Raw genomic sequence first — 16,230 nt, forward strand, 5'->3', positions numbered from 1 at the left:
TTATCGTTTGGAGCTCATAATGCCACCTTAACTTTCTTCGGTTTGCTCTCATTGCTCATTCTGTCCAACGCCGTGACGACGTATGTCACTTTCTTGCGTTTTCCAGTAGTGGTACTGCTAGAGTGTGTCGGGATTTTACAGAAGGTTTCTGTGGTAACTGCAACGATTTTCGAGGCATCAGACAGATCAGGCTGCTCACCGTTCTCAAATCTGTAGACCACATATTTAACTGCTTCATCCTTCCATCCTTTGCCTTTAGGCTGCATCCAGAAGAGTATTTGGTCGCCATCTATCGTCATGGCCTTGAGCTTCTTCACCTTGTTGGGCGCCTTTGCATCTATATGCGGCATAAGCGGCTGCAGGGCTGGATATTTCCAATAGTTGTTGCGCAGCACGTTCTGATAGTTTCCCACATTGTCCACTACAGCTTTAGCATACCACAACACCGTGCCTTTAACATTCTGCATGGCTTTATGAAGATTGTATTTGGCAGGCATCTGGTTTATGGTCGGATTCTTAATATCGGCAGCCTTCACCGTGCGCTCCACATCTTCTCCTATATATAATGGTCTTGCCCCTGCATATTTGTTCCACCATTTTATGAGCGTGGCATAATCTGCACTCTTATGACCGATTTCCCAATACAGCTGCGGCACGCAATAGTCAAGCCACCCGTTGTTCACCCACATCAGCACGTCGGCATAAAGGTCATCGTAGTTCTGCAGTCCGTTGGTCTTGCTTCCTATGCCAGGAGCCGATTTTGCGTTGCGATAGATTCCAAATGGCGAAACTCCGAGCTTTACCCATGGTTTCACTTTGTGTATTGTCTCATATAGCTGCTTCACGAAGAGGTTCACGTTGTCTCTCCTCCAGTCGCCACGGTCTTTTATCCCATTATTGTTGGCTCTGAAATCCGCATCATCAGGAATTGGGAGTCCTTTCACAGGATAAGGATAGAAATAGTCGTCTATGTGAATTCCGTCCACGTCATATCTCTCAAGAATATCCTCGACCACGCTGCATATATAATCCCGGTTTTCCTGCTTGGCAGGGTTCAGAATCATCAATCCGTCGTATGGGAACACGTTCCCTGGCTGCCGTATTGCCACATGCTGGGGTGAGAGCTCCTTGGTGCCTTTCGTCTTGGCGCGGAATGGATTTATCCACGCATGCAGTTCCATTCCTCTTTTGTGGCATTCGGCCACCATCCACTTCAGAGGGTCCCAGTATGGCGAAGGGGCCGTTCCCTGTCTTCCTGTGAGGAATCTGCTCCATGGTTCCAGTTTGCTTTCATACAACGCGTCGCATTCCGGCCGCACCTGAAAGATTATTGCATTAACTCCGTCTTTCTGCAGCTCATCGAGCTGGTAAGTCAGCGTCTGCTGCATCTTTTGCGTTGACATGCCCTCAAACTGTCCGTTCACGCATTGTATCCATGCACCACGGAACTGCCGTTTTGCGTCTTCCGCCGAAACCGAAAGACTTATTATCAGGGCTACTAACATTAACCAACTTCTGAGATATTTCATATAATCTTCTGTCTGTGAATAAGTTATTATTAAATTGACGAGCAATTGTTTGATATGCAACTGTTTGACGAGCAAACGGGCTTCATGCATTTGGGTTGCGTGTTGATAAGCTGACGAGCAATTGTCTGGCGAACGAGTTGGAATGCAACATACCGGAAGTCGAACGAATTGTCAATTCTCCGCTAAAGACCGTTCCATATTACTTATACAAGTATCTCTTTATACTCTTTTTCGGAGTTTTTTCAAATTCCTCGTCATGGATTTCTATCGCAGCAATCTTGCAGTATACCGGCAGGTTGGCGTTCACCTGCACTCTGTTCTCCTCCATAAGGCTCTGCAGATCATCTCGAGAGAGCCCCATAGCTTGAACTTCGTCGAAGTCAGGATGCACGAGTCCGACGAGTTTTCCGTCTCTCTGCACCACCACACTCTCCATTGCGAACGTCATACTGTTGAGTTTGTCCTCTATTTCCTCCGGATAGATGTTCTGCCCGTTAGGTCCAAGCAACATGTTCTTGCTGCGTCCCTTTATGAACACATTCCCGCCTTTGTCCATAAGTCCGAGGTCTCCGGTATGATACCATCCGTCCTTGTCTATGGTCTGTGCCGTGGCTTCGTCATTCTTGTAGTATCCGAGCATCACATTGAGTCCTCTTGCAAGTATCTCTCCCGGCACGGTCTCCGGGTTCTCGCTGTCGATTTTCACCTCCATGTGTACTACTTCCCTTCCGCACGACATCGGCACAAAGTCATGCCAGTCAGAATAAGTTATGATAGGCGCACACTCCGTCGCTCCGTATCCTACTGTGAACGGGAAGTCTATGTCTTTGAGGAACGACTCTATCTCCTGATTGAGTGCGGCTCCTCCGATGATTACTTCGTAAAGGTTTCCTCCGAAAGCCTGATACACCTGCTCACAGATTCTCTTCTTCACCTTCTTGCCCACTCCAGGCATTTTCATCAGCAGTTTCACCTTGGTGTTCTGAATCTGTGGGAACACTTTTTTCCTGATTATCTTCTCTATCACAAGCGGCACAGCTATGACGATAGCCGGTTTCACGTCTTTGAACGCCTGGGCTATGATGGCAGGACTTGGCACTCTTGTGAGATAGAACACATGACACCCGTGGAGGAATTCGAAGAGGAATTCGAACGACATTCCGTACATGTGGGCCATTGGGAGAATGCTGATAGTGTTGTCACCTTTTTTAATGGTCTTGCCAAGCACACCTTTAGCGAAATCGATATTGCTCCACAACGCCCTGTATGGCAGCATCACACCTTTTGAGAATCCTGTCGTACCGCTTGTATAATTGATGAGCGCGAGCTCCGACGGGTCTTTCTCCTTATAGTAGCTTATGTGTTGCTGGCGGAAAGCCTTCGGGTATTTTTTTCCGAAGAGCTCATTTAGATGCTCTCTGGCATATGTCAGCTTGTCGGTTCTCGACACCACGAGCGAATAGTCTGGTATGTATACGATACCTTCGAGCGACGGCATTTTGGTGGGATCTATCACGGTAGCCACCACATCGCCCACAAAGAGGAGTTTTGCTTCGCTGTGGTTCACGATGTTGTGTATCTGGTCTGCCGTGAACTCATGCAACACCGGTACAGCCACGGCGCCGTAAGTCAGGGTCGCCAAGAATACTACTGCCCAAGAAGCGCAGTTTCTACCACAGATGGCGATTTTGTCTCCGTGCTCAACTCCGCTGTTTTCAAATAATATGTGGAGTTTCTCTATTTTTCTTGCCACATCTTTATATTGCAGCGTTATTCCTTTATAATCGGTCAGGGCGTCTGAATCCCAATGTGAGATGATGCTCTGTTCAATCAGCGAATTGAAACTTGGTATTGATTCCATTTAATGACTTGTATTAATTTAATGCAAAGTTATAGTATTTTTTGCACACTCCAAAATTAATTGTGCAATAATATACTCCTTGTCTCTATTTTTAACCCAAATCGCTTTCTATGTTAATATCCAAATGTTTTGACCATTATTTTCAATTTATGCTGAGATTTTATATTCAGGGGTGAATGTTTGGCGATTTCTGACCATGGCTGTGACCAAATGTACAAGTTTGTTCTTGACATTGTTCAGTGCAACCTGCTTCTTCTTTCCTCGTTCTACGAGGCGCATGTAGTACCTCGCCATAATGGGATTGAAGTTGACGGCAGCTAGTGCCGCTTGCGTCAGCATGGCCTTTATCTGGCGGTTAGCCATATAATGTACATGCGGATCGGAATGCACACTGGTTCCCGAATCTTTGCCAAATGGAGCTAGGCCGTAATAGCAGGCAATCTTGCGTGAGTCGTAGTTGAAACGCCGGAAGTTGTCGGTGTACACCATCAGGCACACAGCGTTCTGCGTTCCTATGCCAGGCACCGAGGTCACGATGGTGAACACCTCGGTGAGTTCCTCGTCCGACTTGATGAGATCGGCAATGCGCTTATCTATCTTCTCTATCTCCTTATTGAGTTCAGAGACGATGTGCCGTCCGCTCTGCGAAATCATTGTCTTGACTGGCGACTTCTCCATAGTGAGTCGCTTTTCGCCTCTACGCACCTGGAAACTGCATCTGTGTCTTACGATCATCTGACGGTATAGGAACAGCTCACGCAGTTGTGTAAGCGACTCGCTAAGAGGCTCGTACATAACGGCTTTATCGTAATTCCTCATGGCGTATTCTGCAATCATCGAGGCGTCAGCACGGTCAGACTTCAATCGTCTAAGACCAGATGCGTCTTTGATGCTCTTTGCGTTCTCAAGCCACATGTCGTAGCCTTTACCGTAGAGGAAGTTGCACAGTCCCTTGCTGTAGTCGCCCGTGTTCTCGCCACAGAAGAGCCACAAGGACGAGTCGATACCGCAGGAATTCTGCTCAACCCACTTGACCAACTGCCTATAGCCAGACACGGTTGTCTTGAACTCGTTGAACACTCTAGCAGCGGTTTCTGCCAGTCCGTCTGCAAAAAGGATAGCCACATCAACTTTTTCTTTCGAAAAATCAACTCCGATAAATAAATTCTTCATAACTTTGTACGAGTTATATTGTGTAGAATTGGTCAATAGTTGTATGGACTAACACTCTAACAAGGCTCAGAGCCGATAACTTTCTATCTGGTCTTTGCAACTATGTCGATGAGGACCTAAACGATTTATAGCTTTACGGCTGGGTCATTAGCTGGTTTACCTCTTCGACAGACCGATTCTACCTTTTTACAACAAAGGTACGAAACTGTCTTTAGCAATCATAGTTTTACCTTGATTATTTTGGAGTTTATGCGACTTCGTCGCAATCTTCTGCAAACTTAGAGGTCATTAGGCCGTTTATTGTGTTTTTTAATTACTGCTTGCAGTCTCTTTTTTACAAGGTGTCTTTTGCTCGTTTTTAATTCGCAACAGCTCACTATTACTCATTAAAAGCCAAATAAAATCCACTCTTCTGAAAAATCAAAATCCAAGCAAGCCCTAATGACCGATTTGGGTTTAATTTGATTTGAAAATGAAGCTGAATGAAACAACTACCCTATTAGGAATACAAGCAAGCCTAATTCTCAAAATTCCGTCAAATGGCAACGTTTACGCTAATTAAGTTTAAGAATAGAGGTGAATATTTCAGTATGAAGAATAAAAAATGTAATTTTGAAGCGAAATTGATTTAAATAATCCGCTCAAATTACCTGTCTGCCCCATCGCAGACAAACTTTCAAAACACGAGTAGAAACAAGGAGAATAACTAAACATAAACAATAGATATGACAAGAAACAAGATAGTCACTTTTGGTGAAATCATGCTACGCATGACGCGCCCCGACAAACAGCGCATCACGCAGGGCAGCGAATGGCTAGGACTGTTCGGTGGCAGCGAGGCCAACGTGGCCGTGTCGCTGGCGATGCTGGGCGACGAGGTGGAATACGTGACCCGACTGCCCCGGAACAAAATCGGCGACGCCTGCAGGAACGAAATCCGCAAATACAACGTTGGCACAGATTTCATCGCCTATGGCGGCGACCGTCTTGGACTCTATTACTACGAGGAGTCGGCTGCGCTCCGGGGGTCGAGCATCGTGTACGACCGCGAAGACTCTTCGCTCACCACGATGCAGAAAGGCATGATAGACTGGAAGGCGGCTTTTGCCGACGCCAAGCTGTTCCACTGGTCAGGAATCTCATGCGCCCTGTCAGAAGGAGCTGCCAGCGCCACACGCGAGGCAATAGAAACGGCTGGCGAAATGGAACTTGTGGTGTCGTGCGACATAAACCACAGGGCAAACCTGTGGAAATATGGCGCTGATGCCCACGATGTGCTCATGCCGATGGTGACACAGAGCGACATAGTATTCGGCACGGCTGGCGAATGGCAGCTAATTACGGGTCTTAAAGCCCCCGACTTCAAAGCCACTTCAAGCGACTACGTATTGGAAGAAGGCGCTTATCTCGAATTCTTCCGCCATGCACAGAAGATACTGCCCAAGGCGAAGAAGATGATCATAGCGCTGCGCAACACGCTCTCTGCCAACCACCACCTGCTCTCAGGAGTGCTCTATGCCGACGACAGGCTCTACACGGCGCGTGTCTACGACATAGACAACGTGCTCGACCCGATGGGCGTGGGCGACGCTTTCATCGCTGCCTACGTGCATGCCTTCTCCAAGAACGGCAACGACAACAAGAAGTGCCTCGACTTCGCCCTCGCGGCTTCTGCATTGAAAAATACCATCCCCGGCGACTTCAATCTCGTAACAGAAGAGGAGGTGGAGGAAATCATCTGACATACTTATCATGAAAAGCAACAGCAAAGAGATAGACATGCTCCACGGACCGCTGCTGAAGAAGATTCTCGTCTTCGCCCTGCCCTTGGCTCTAAGCAGCATGATGCAGCAGCTGTTCAATTCAATCGACGTGGCTGTGGTGGGACATTTCGCCAGCAGGGAGGCGCTCGCCGCCGTGGGCAGCAACGGACCGGTGATAAACCTTCTCATCAACCTCTTTATCGGCGTATCGATGGGAGCCACGGTGGTCATATCCAACCACATCGGACAAAGAGACGACAACAGCACGAAGAAGGCAATCAGCACGGCGGCATTCGTGGCCGTGGCAAGCGGAATATTCCTTATGTTCCTGGGCTTCATGGCAGCAAGACCCATCCTCGAACTCATCGACACACCCGAAGATGTGCTCGATCTTGCCGAACTCTATCTCAGGATATATTTCTGCGGAATGCCTTTCCTCATGGTGTTCAATTTCGCCGCGGCCATCCTGCGAAGCATCGGCGACACGAAGCGTCCGTTATACATTCTGATAGCGGCAGGAGTGGTGAACGCCTTGCTCAACCTCTTGCTCGTGGTGGTCTTCCACATGAGCGTGGCTGGCGTGGCAATCGCCACGTGTATAGCCAACGCCATAAGCGCCACGCTGATAGTGAGGATCCTCATCAGCGAAGCCGAACCCTACAAGCTTGACGTGAAGGGTATCCGCGTGGAATGGAAGGAGCTGAAAAGGATGCTCCAGATAGGTGTGCCGGCAGGAATACAGGGAATGATTTTCTCATTTTCCAACGTGCTCATGCAGTCGGCAATCAACGGCTACGGCTCGGCGGCGATAGCTGGCTCGGCGGCGGCCCTCAATTATGAGTGTTACTGCTACTTCATCGTTGCTGCCTTCAGCGGAGCGGCGATAAGTTTCGTGGGACAGAATTATGGTGCCGGCAACATGCTTCGGGTGAAAAGGATTTACTGGATTTGCATGGCTCTGAGCTTCGCCTTGTGTTGTATTTCCAACCTCCTCATAGCTTGGCAGCACGACCTGTGTCTCAGCGCTTTCTCCACCGACGGCGAGGTGCTCGACTATGGTTCAAGAAGGATGATGGTGGTGCTCACCACCCAATGGATAGCATGCAGCTACGAGATTTCGGGTGCTGCCCTCAGAGGTATGGGGCGATCGATGCTGCCCACGCTGATTACAATCGTGGGCACGTGTCTGCTCAGGATATTCTGGATATTCGTAGTGGCACGCCATTGGCACGGCTTCCAGACACTAATGGGGATATACCCCGTTTCGTGGATGATAACGGGTTGTATGATGCTCACGGCTCTATATCTCACGTTCAGAAAAATGGAAACGCAAGAAGCTGCATAAAAGAAAATCAAATTCAACAGGAAACAGTAATATGTACGAAAACAACACCCTCTATGTCTCCGACCTCGACGGAACGCTGCTCAACGACTCTTCGATACTATCGCCTGTCACAGAGCGGACGCTCAACGAGCTGATTGCCGATGGGGCGCTCTTCACCATCGCCACGGCACGCACTCCTGCCACCGCCGTAGACCTGATGAGAAACGTGAATACCAACATCCCGTTCATCGTAATGGCTGGATGCGCTCTATGGGACAACGGGCGCAGGGATTACATTTCGGCAAGGACAATCTGCCCTAACCACATGGCGAGAATCCTCGGCATCTTCGAGCGCCGGGGCAGCCATCCCTTCGTCTACCACCGCCGTGGCAACAAGATAGTGGTGGAGCACGTGAGCGAGATGACCGATGCCGAACTCGACTTCATCCGTCCGCGCATCCTTTCGCCATACAAATGCCTTGAAACCGTGGAGGGTTCTGAGCTGAACATCGACACAAGCGACGTGATGCTCATCTTCGGCATGGGCAACTTTGACCATCTCAGAGCCATCGCCGATGATATCGACAGGGAGAGAATCCCGTGTTCATACAACTGCTACCATGATATCTTCGACAAGGGTCTGGGCTTCATCGACATCTATATGGAGGGTACCACAAAGGCGCTTGCCATCGAGCAGGTGAAGGCTGCCACGGGTGCCGAGCGAGTGGTGGTGTTCGGCGACAATCTGAACGATATCCCGATGATGCGTGCCGCCGATTGGAGCGTGGCGGTAGAGAACGCCTATTCTGAAGTGAAGCTCGCCGCCAGCGAGGTCATAGGGCTTAATACCGACGATGCCGTGGTGAAATGGATAAAGGAAGACCGTTTCCGTTTAAAGTCCCCCCAGATCCACTCTTCTAAAATTCAAAGTCCAAGCAAGCTTTAATGGCCGGCTTGGACTCAAATCATTTCAGTTCCAACGCCACCACATTCTCCACATGCGGAGTATGCGGGAACATGTCTACGGGCTGTACTGCCACCACCTTGTACAAACGGTCGAGAAGCTGCAGGTCGCGTGCCTGTGTGGCAGGGTTGCAGCTCACGTATACGATGCGTCTCGGCTTTGCCCTGAGGATTGTCTCCACCACGTCTGGATGCATTCCGGCACGTGGCGGGTCGGTTATTATCACATCGGGACGGCCATGACCGGCAATGAAGTCGTCGGTAAGAATATCCTTCATGTCGCCCGCAAAAAAGAGCGTGTTGCCGATGCCGTTGATGTCCGAATTCACCTTGGCATCTTCGATAGCCTCGGGCACGTATTCAATTCCCACCACCTTCTTGGCGCTGCGTGCCACGAAGTTGGCAATCGTTCCCGTTCCGGTATAGAGGTCATAGACAACCTCCTCGCCAGTGAGACCGGCGAACTGGCGTGCCACGGAATACAGATGGTATGCCTGGTCGGTGTTGGTCTGATAGAAACTCTTCGGTCCCACCTTGAAGCGAAGACCCTCCATAATCTCGAAGATATGGTCGTTGCCTTTGTAGAGAGTCAGCTCCAGGTCGCCGAATGTGTCGTTACACTTCTGGTTGTCAACATATAGCAGCGAGGTTATCTGCGGGAATCTGTCTGCCAGCGCCTCCATGAGCTGCAGCGAGCGCTCGCGGTCGCCCTCTTCGTCGTAGTGGAACTGCACGAGCACCATCCACTCTCCTGTATTCGAATTCCTCACCATAACGTCGCGCAGCAGCCCTGTCTGCTGTCTGAGGTCAAAGAACGTGAGGTCGTTGTCGATCGCATACTGATAGATGAAGTTTCTGATTTCGTTTTGCAATCCGTCCATCAGATGACAGTTGTGGATTGGCAGAATCTTGTCGAAGGCTCCCGTGATGTGGAATCCTATAGCCCTCATCTCCCCTGCCGGCTCACCGCTGGCAATCTCCTCGCGAGTCATCCATCGCTTGTTGGAGCAGCCGAACTCCAGCTTGTTCCTGTATTCGCGAATCTTCCGGCTGCCGAGGATCGGCATGAACTCCGGCAGCTCCACCTTTCCGATGCGTGTGAGCTGCTCATACACCTGCCGCTGCTTCATCTCGAGCTGCTTATCATATGGCAGGTTCTGCCATTTACATCCGCCACACACTCCGAAGTGCTCGCAGAAAGGCTCTTCCCTCACGGCACTTTTCTCAACGAAGCGTATCACTTCGGCTTCCATATAGCTGTGTCTTTTCTTCCTCACCTGCAGGTCTACTATGTCGCCCGGCACGCAGAACGGCACAAACACTACCATGTCGTTCACTCTCGCCAGCGACTTACCCTCAGCCGCACAGTCGGTTATCTGTATGTTCTCAAGTATTGGTAACGGTTTTTTCTTTCTTGCCATAATTGTCTTTATTTCTGTATCATTGCCGCAACGTTCGGATTACGGTTTATTGTCAGGAAATCATCCGCCAGGACTGCCTGACGGCGACTTCTCGTTTGCAACTGCAAAGATACGAATATATGGAGGGAAAAACAAATAAACGGACTTCCACAATCTGCAAAATTCTGTTAATAAAGCGCTGTGTCCACGTTAATAGATAATAGGCTCATCCGACAAATGCGTAGTTTTTATTGTGTAGCGAAGAACCAAATAGTCAGCCTTTCGCGAAGCAGACTTGGGGCATTACCATTCCATAACCATGGTTCTTTTCATTGGCTTTTAATAGACTTTTGGGGTAAGAACCAACAGTTTTTTGCATCGTTCCAACGACTTATCAAATCCCAATCGGTCATCAGGACGCTTAAACTGCCAAGATAAAAGCAACACACTAGTATACCTGCCGACTCAAATAAAATCTTCGATGGATATATACCCGCATCTATATATTAAATAATGTAATTACAGACACTTTTGTAACAAGAATTTACCAAAACAACATTTTATTAAAAAAAACTCCGTAAACATTTGGAAGTTTAAACAAAACTCCATACCTTTGCACTCGCAATTCGGAAATCACTAAACCGATAGCAATTGAAAATGCGCCTGTAGCTCAGTTGGTAGAGCATCTGACTCTTAATCAGAGGGTCCAGGGTTCGAACCCCTGCAGACGTACTTTAAACAAGAAAATAATTAGTGATGCGCCTGTAGCTCAGTTGGTAGAGCATCTGACTCTTAATCAGAGGGTCCAGGGTTCGAACCCCTGCAGACGTACTTAAGGAGGCTTTTAAAAGTCTCCTTTTTTTGTGTATATACCTATTCTACACAAAATAGAAAAACAGTGTTTCACGACATTACGAATGACGGAAAACGGAAAACAATAGCAATCTGAGCAAATTAGAAACTCTGCAATACTCAAAAATCCACTGTCTCCATGAACAACAATACCCCAGACAACTACATAGTGACAAGCCCTGAATGGGAGTCGGCATGGAAAATAGCCAACGAAACCGGCAACAACCTCTTCCTGACAGGCAAGGCGGGCACGGGAAAAACCACTTTTCTCCGCCAGCTGAAAAAGAAATCAAAGAAGAGGATAATCGTAGTGGCACCAACGGGAATAGCGGCGATAAACGCCAGAGGAGTGACCATCCACTCCTTCTTCCAACTACCTTTCTCGCCCTACGTGCCAGGCACCCACACGGGAAACCAGCAACAGCAGCACTACAGATTCGGAAAGGAGAAACTGAGGATAATACGCGGAGCAGACATCATGGTAATCGACGAGGTGAGCATGGTGAGGGCCGATCTGCTCGACGCCATCGACGACGCGCTGAGGCGGCTGCGACGAAGCGACAAGCCGTTCGGAGGGATGCAGATGCTGCTCATCGGCGACCTGGAGCAGTTGGCACCCGTAGTGAGAGAGGAGGAATGGCGGATGCTCAGCCAATATTACGCCTCGCCTTACTTCTTCGACAGTAGGGCACTGAAAGCCACCGACTACGCCACGATAGAACTGAAACAGGTATTCAGACAGGACGACATGCATTTCGTGGAACTGCTCAACAAGATACGCTCTAAAAACATCGACGACGAGGCACTCAGCACCCTGAACTCTCGCTGCATACCCAATTTCAAGCCGCGCAAAGAAGACGGATACATAAGGCTCACCACACACAACAGCTTCGCACAGGCGACAAACGACAGGGAAATGGAAGCACTGCCCACAAAGCCATACACATATACGGCAACCGTGGAGGGCGACTTCCCTGAACTTTCCTACCCCACAGACGGAAAACTGACACTGAAGATGGGAGCACAGGTGATGTTCGTGAAAAACGACTCATCGGCAGCCAAACTCTTCTACAACGGCATGATAGGCGAAGTGTGCGCCATAAACGAAAAGGGGTTTAGCGTGAGACCTGCCGACAGGGACGGCGTAATCGACGTGGAAAGGGAGACATGGCAGAACTGCAAATACAGGATAAACGCACAGACCAACGAGATTGAGGAAAAGGTGGAAGGCACATTCAGCCAGTTTCCCGTAAAGGCGGCATGGGCAATAACAATCCACAAAAGCCAGGGACTGACATTCAGCCACGCCATTATCGATGCTCACGCCTCGTTCACACACGGACAGACCTACGTGGCGCTGAGCCGATGCAAGACGCTGCAAGGCATGGTGCTCGCCGCACCAATCACACGCAGTTCGCTGATAAGCGACTCTACGGTGGACGCTTACACCAGGGAAATCCGCAACGGCATACCTACGGAGAGCGACGTGGAAAGGATGCGGCGCGCTTACACCACGAGCCTCATCACACGGCTATTCGACTTCAAGCCACTTGGGGTGGCGCTGGCAAACATCACCAGGGTCATCGACGAACATCTATACAAGGCGTATCCCGACCTTCTGCAGCAATACAAGGTAGCGCTGGAGACTTTCAAAAGCGACGTGGAGACTGTAGCGGCTAGATTCAAGATGCAATACGAGAGAATGGCAGCCGTGACAAAGGAAACGGCCGGCGGCTGCGTAGGCGACGAACTGCAGGGGCGCATAACGAAAGGGGCGGTTTATTTCCTGGAGAAGACAACTACCATCTCCGACCTGCTGAAGAAATCTGAACTAGCCACAAACAACAAGCAGACAGCCAAACAGGTTGCCAACGCAAAGGAACTGCTGGCTGAGGCGCTGATTATGAAAACGGGAATGCTGGAATATGCACGCAACGAGAAATTCTCAGTTGACGGATATCTCACCCACAAGGCTGCGCTTCTCCTTGGCGACAACCGCCAAGGCGCTGCAGCGGAAAGGAAAAGAACCAAAACGGCGACTGTTGCCAAGGCAGACATCCCCGAAGATGCAGCCCATCCATTGCTGCTCGAAACGCTGAAGCAATGGCGCCACACGAAAGCCACGGAGGCAGGACTGCCGGCATACTGCATACTGACCACCAAGGCGCTTACGGGCATAGCCTGCCTGCTGCCGACAGACATTCACACCCTAATGACAATCCCTCAGATCGGCAGAGTGAAAGCCGAGAAATATGGTGAGGAGATTGTCAACATGGTGTGGAAATACAGAGATACTATTTTTTCCAAAGATCAGGGTCTTTGAGCACTGGCAGCGAAATGCTGTATTTCACGGCGAGAATTCTCACCACCACAACTGCCCAGAATGTGATAATGACCGTAAGTGCCACAGGCACGCCAACGAGCGTGCAGACCCAATAAACGAGACCGCCCAAAATGCAGGCGATGGCATAGATCTCCTTTCGGAAAATCAGCGGCACCTCATTCACTAGCACGTCGCGAAGCACACCGCCGGCAGCTCCCGTCATGCAGCCCATGATGATGGCCACCCAGAACGGATATCCGGCAATCAGGGTCTTCTGCAGTCCGGCGATGGTGAAGAGGGCAAGACCAAGGGTGTCGAATAGGAACCACGTCTTGCTGAGCCGCGTGAACTGACGTTTCAGCATCACAAAAGTGAGAAGGGCGAACGCCGTGCATACCATATATACAGAATTGGTCATCCAGAAAGGTGCCTGCCCGAGCATTACATCCCTTATCGTACCGCCGCCGATAGCAGTGGCAAGACCTACTACATAGCCGCCAAACCAGTCGAAGTTCTTCGACGAGGCGGAGCGTATGCCCGATATGGCAAACGCGAAAGTTCCGAGAAGCTCGATTATAAACTGCAACGACTCCATCAGCTGACCACGTTTTTAGGCGTTCCACCAATGAATGCCCTCACGTTGTCTACCGCTATGCGCATCAGGCGTTGGCGGGCGTCGAACGTTGCCCATGCCACATGCGGTGTGATGAAGGCATTACTGCATGAAAGAAGCGGATTGTCCTTGCGCGGCGGCTCCTGACACATCACGTCGGCGCCATAGGCTGACAGTTGTCCAGACTTGAGCGCCTCTGCCACGTCGGCCTCGTTGACGAGAGGTCCGCGGCCTGTGTTTATGATGATTGCCCCGTGACGCATCCTGGCGATGGTCTCGGCGTTTACGAGTTCGCGGGTCTTGTCGGTGAGCGGACAATGAAGGGTTAGGATGTCGCACACTCCGAGAAGTCCCTCGAAGGTGGTCTTCTGTATTCCTTCAGGCAGACTAGCTGAATTCTTGCTCGTGTCGGCATAAACCTCCATACCGAAGTTGCGGGCGATATTTGCCACCTTCATTCCGATATTTCCGAGTCCAACGATTCCTAGCGTGAGTCCTGACAGTTCAGGCAGCGGCGTGTCCCAATAGCAGAAATCCTTGTTTGAGCTCCATCTGCCCTCGCGGTTGAGGCGCGCATAGTGAGCCACACGGTTCGTGATGTTGAGAATGTGGGCAAAGGTCATCTGCACCACGCTGTCGGTACTATAGGCAGGAATGTTGGTCACGGTCACTCCGCATTCAGCGGCAGCTGCCACGTCTACCACGTTGTAGCCTGTGGCGAGCACTCCTACATACTTCAACTTGGGCAGGCTCTTGAGCGTTTTCTCATCAAGCACCACCTTGTTCACGAGCACCGCGTCGGCATCTGCTGCCCTTGCGATGATGTCATTACTGTCTGTGCGGTCGTAGACCACCACTTCTCCCAGACTCTTCAATTCATCCCAGCTAAGGTCTCCGGGATTCATTCCATATCCGTCTAATACTACTATTTTCATGATTTTCTTGTTTTTCAGTTAATAAAATCCAAAGAATCCCTATAAGAATTCGGGAATGGCCGCAGCAGTCAAACCGTCTGTCTCAATGGGAAAGCTCCTTGTTCTTTAAATGTTTTTCTCTTTTTCTGTCTGTTTATATTTACCTGTTTATTACCCACCTGTTTATATGTCAGTTTATATAAACGGTATGTTTTTCATTAATTTCCATCTTTGAACCTGTCTCCCCAACATTCCACCATGCGGCGGTAGAGCTTGTCTTCAGAGGGAGAATGCTGCGCCTCCCAAATTCTCGTGTCGCAAAGCGAGTCGGGCATGAACTGCTGCTCCACGAAATGTCCCGGATAGTCGTGGGAGTATTTGTAGCCAGAAGCATAGCCCAGGTCTTTCATCATCTCCGTAGGCGCATTGCGAAGATGCAGAGGCACGGGCTGGTTGCCTGTCTGCCTCACAATCTGCAGCGCCTTGTTTATTCCGTTGTAGGCAGAATTGCTTTTGGGCGAAGCGGCGAGATAGACCGTTGCCTCGGCAAGCGGAATTCTACCCTCCGGCCATCCTATCTTCATCACAGCGTCGAAGGCAGCGTTGGCAAGCAGCAGGGCGTTAGGATTGGCAAGTCCGACATCCTCAGAAGCGCTTATCACGAGGCGGCGGGCGATGAACGACGGATCTTCGCCTCCCTCTATCATGCGGGCGAGCCAATAGAGCGCTGCATCCGGGTCTGAACCTCGGATGCTTTTGATGAAGGCAGAGATGATGTCGTAGTGCATCTCGCCGCCCTTGTCGTAGGCCATGGGGTTCTGCTGCAGGCATTCCACCACGCGCTTGTCTTCTATCACCACCTTTTCGTCGGAACTCGATTCCACTACAAGCTCCAGGATGTTGAGCAGCTTGCGTGCGTCGCCACCGCTATATCTGAGAATGGCGCCAGTCTCCTTGAGCACTATCTGGCGCTGGCTCAGTTCGGGGTCATGGGTGATTGCCCGCTGCATGAGTTCCATGAGGTCGTCGTCGCCAAGGGGCTTCAGCACATAGAGCTGACAGCGCGAGAGCAATGGGCGGATAACCTCGAAGGAGGGGTTTTCGGTAGTGGCGCCTATCAGAGTCACCACGCCCTTCTCCACAGCTCCGAGCAGGGAGTCTTGCTGGCTCTTGCTGAAACGATGGATCTCGTCGATGAAGAGTATCGGGTTGCCCTCGTTGAAGAATCTGCCGCCACGTGCTTTGTCTATAACCTCTCTCACGTCTTTCACACCGCTCGTCACGGCGCTCAGCGTATAGAAAGGCAGCTGCAGCGTGTTTGCCACGATCTGCGCCAATGTGGTCTTGCCCACTCCGGGAGGGCCCCATAATATAAAAGAGGTGATGCGCCGCGCTTCTATCATGTTGCGCAGCACAGCTCCCTTTCCCACCAAATGTCGCTGGCCTATGTACTCATCGAGAGTATTGGGCCGCATTCTTTCAGCTAATGGTTGACTCATATCTGCAAAATTATGA

The 16,230-nt window shown here is 50.2% G+C and carries 11 protein-coding genes and 2 tRNA genes; 6 read left to right on the forward strand and 7 right to left on the reverse strand.

The window, feature by feature from the left end:
* Positions 1–14 precede the first annotated feature (14 nt).
* From ACDC99_RS05325 to ACDC99_RS05335, 3 genes are all read right to left on the reverse strand, one after another.
* Positions 15–1,529, reverse strand: a complete 1,515-nt coding sequence (locus ACDC99_RS05325) for a glycoside hydrolase family 10 protein (RefSeq protein WP_287073955.1) — start codon at positions 1,527–1,529, stop codon at positions 15–17.
* 199 nt (positions 1,530–1,728) lie between these two features.
* Positions 1,729–3,390 (reverse strand): AMP-binding protein, encoded by a 1,662-nt coding sequence (locus tag ACDC99_RS05330; protein ID WP_022316602.1) that lies wholly within the window; start codon positions 3,388–3,390, stop codon positions 1,729–1,731.
* Positions 3,391–3,537: 147 nt separating this feature from the next.
* Complete coding sequence (locus ACDC99_RS05335) at positions 3,538–4,563, reverse strand: IS110 family RNA-guided transposase (protein WP_042517114.1); 1,026 nt, start codon at positions 4,561–4,563, stop codon at positions 3,538–3,540.
* 725 nt (positions 4,564–5,288) lie between these two features.
* On the opposite strand from ACDC99_RS05335, the gene ACDC99_RS05340 reads away from it, so the two are divergent.
* Genes ACDC99_RS05340 through ACDC99_RS05350 form a run of 3 tightly spaced genes read left to right on the forward strand, consistent with a single transcriptional unit; the run spans position 5,289 to position 8,596 of the window.
* A complete protein-coding gene (locus ACDC99_RS05340; RefSeq protein ID WP_370756087.1) occupies positions 5,289–6,305 on the forward strand; it encodes a PfkB family carbohydrate kinase in 1,017 nt (338 codons plus the stop codon).
* A gap of 10 nt (positions 6,306–6,315) precedes the next feature.
* Positions 6,316–7,671, forward strand: a complete 1,356-nt coding sequence (locus tag ACDC99_RS05345) for an MATE family efflux transporter (protein WP_044072028.1) — start codon at positions 6,316–6,318, stop codon at positions 7,669–7,671.
* A 31-nt stretch (positions 7,672–7,702) separates the two neighbouring features.
* The gene (locus tag ACDC99_RS05350; protein ID WP_022317110.1) at positions 7,703–8,596 is read left to right on the forward strand and encodes an HAD-IIB family hydrolase; all 894 of its coding nucleotides are present in this window, start codon (positions 7,703–7,705) and stop codon (positions 8,594–8,596) included.
* 19 nt (positions 8,597–8,615) lie between these two features.
* Here the strand turns inward: ACDC99_RS05350 and rlmD are convergent, their stop codons facing one another.
* On the reverse strand, positions 8,616–10,034 hold the full coding sequence (gene rlmD / locus ACDC99_RS05355; protein ID WP_370756090.1) for a 23S rRNA (uracil(1939)-C(5))-methyltransferase RlmD: 1,419 nt from the start codon (positions 10,032–10,034) through the stop codon (positions 8,616–8,618).
* Between the two features lie 638 nt (positions 10,035–10,672).
* Between rlmD and ACDC99_RS05360 the strand changes: the two genes are divergently transcribed.
* The 3 genes from ACDC99_RS05360 (at position 10,673) to ACDC99_RS05370 (ending at position 13,188) form a co-directional block, all read left to right on the forward strand.
* Positions 10,673–10,745, forward strand: a tRNA-Lys gene (locus tag ACDC99_RS05360).
* A gap of 26 nt (positions 10,746–10,771) precedes the next feature.
* Positions 10,772–10,844: transfer RNA gene (locus ACDC99_RS05365), tRNA-Lys, on the forward strand.
* Between the two features lie 160 nt (positions 10,845–11,004).
* Positions 11,005–13,188: an AAA family ATPase gene (locus ACDC99_RS05370; RefSeq protein WP_370756092.1), complete on the forward strand. Its 2,184-nt coding sequence runs from the start codon at positions 11,005–11,007 to the stop codon at positions 13,186–13,188.
* Here ACDC99_RS05370 and ACDC99_RS05375 read toward each other — a convergent pair.
* The 3 genes from ACDC99_RS05375 to ACDC99_RS05385 all read right to left on the reverse strand — a co-directional run bounded on the left by ACDC99_RS05375 (position 13,160) and on the right by ACDC99_RS05385 (position 16,214).
* Entirely contained in the window at positions 13,160–13,783 is a 624-nt protein-coding gene (locus tag ACDC99_RS05375) for a trimeric intracellular cation channel family protein (protein WP_022317113.1), read from the reverse strand. The genes ACDC99_RS05370 and ACDC99_RS05375 overlap by 29 nt on opposite strands.
* Complete coding sequence (locus tag ACDC99_RS05380; protein WP_278840783.1) at positions 13,783–14,736, reverse strand: D-2-hydroxyacid dehydrogenase; 954 nt, start codon at positions 14,734–14,736, stop codon at positions 13,783–13,785. Before ACDC99_RS05380 ends, ACDC99_RS05375 begins: the two co-directional genes overlap by 1 nt.
* A 197-nt stretch (positions 14,737–14,933) precedes the next feature.
* The gene (locus ACDC99_RS05385) at positions 14,934–16,214 is read right to left on the reverse strand and encodes a replication-associated recombination protein A (RefSeq protein ID WP_044072035.1); all 1,281 of its coding nucleotides are present in this window, start codon (positions 16,212–16,214) and stop codon (positions 14,934–14,936) included.
* Positions 16,215–16,230 lie beyond the last annotated feature (16 nt).

Source organism: Prevotella pectinovora, from assembly GCF_041323955.1.
GTDB classification, from domain to species: domain Bacteria; phylum Bacteroidota; class Bacteroidia; order Bacteroidales; family Bacteroidaceae; genus Prevotella; species Prevotella pectinovora.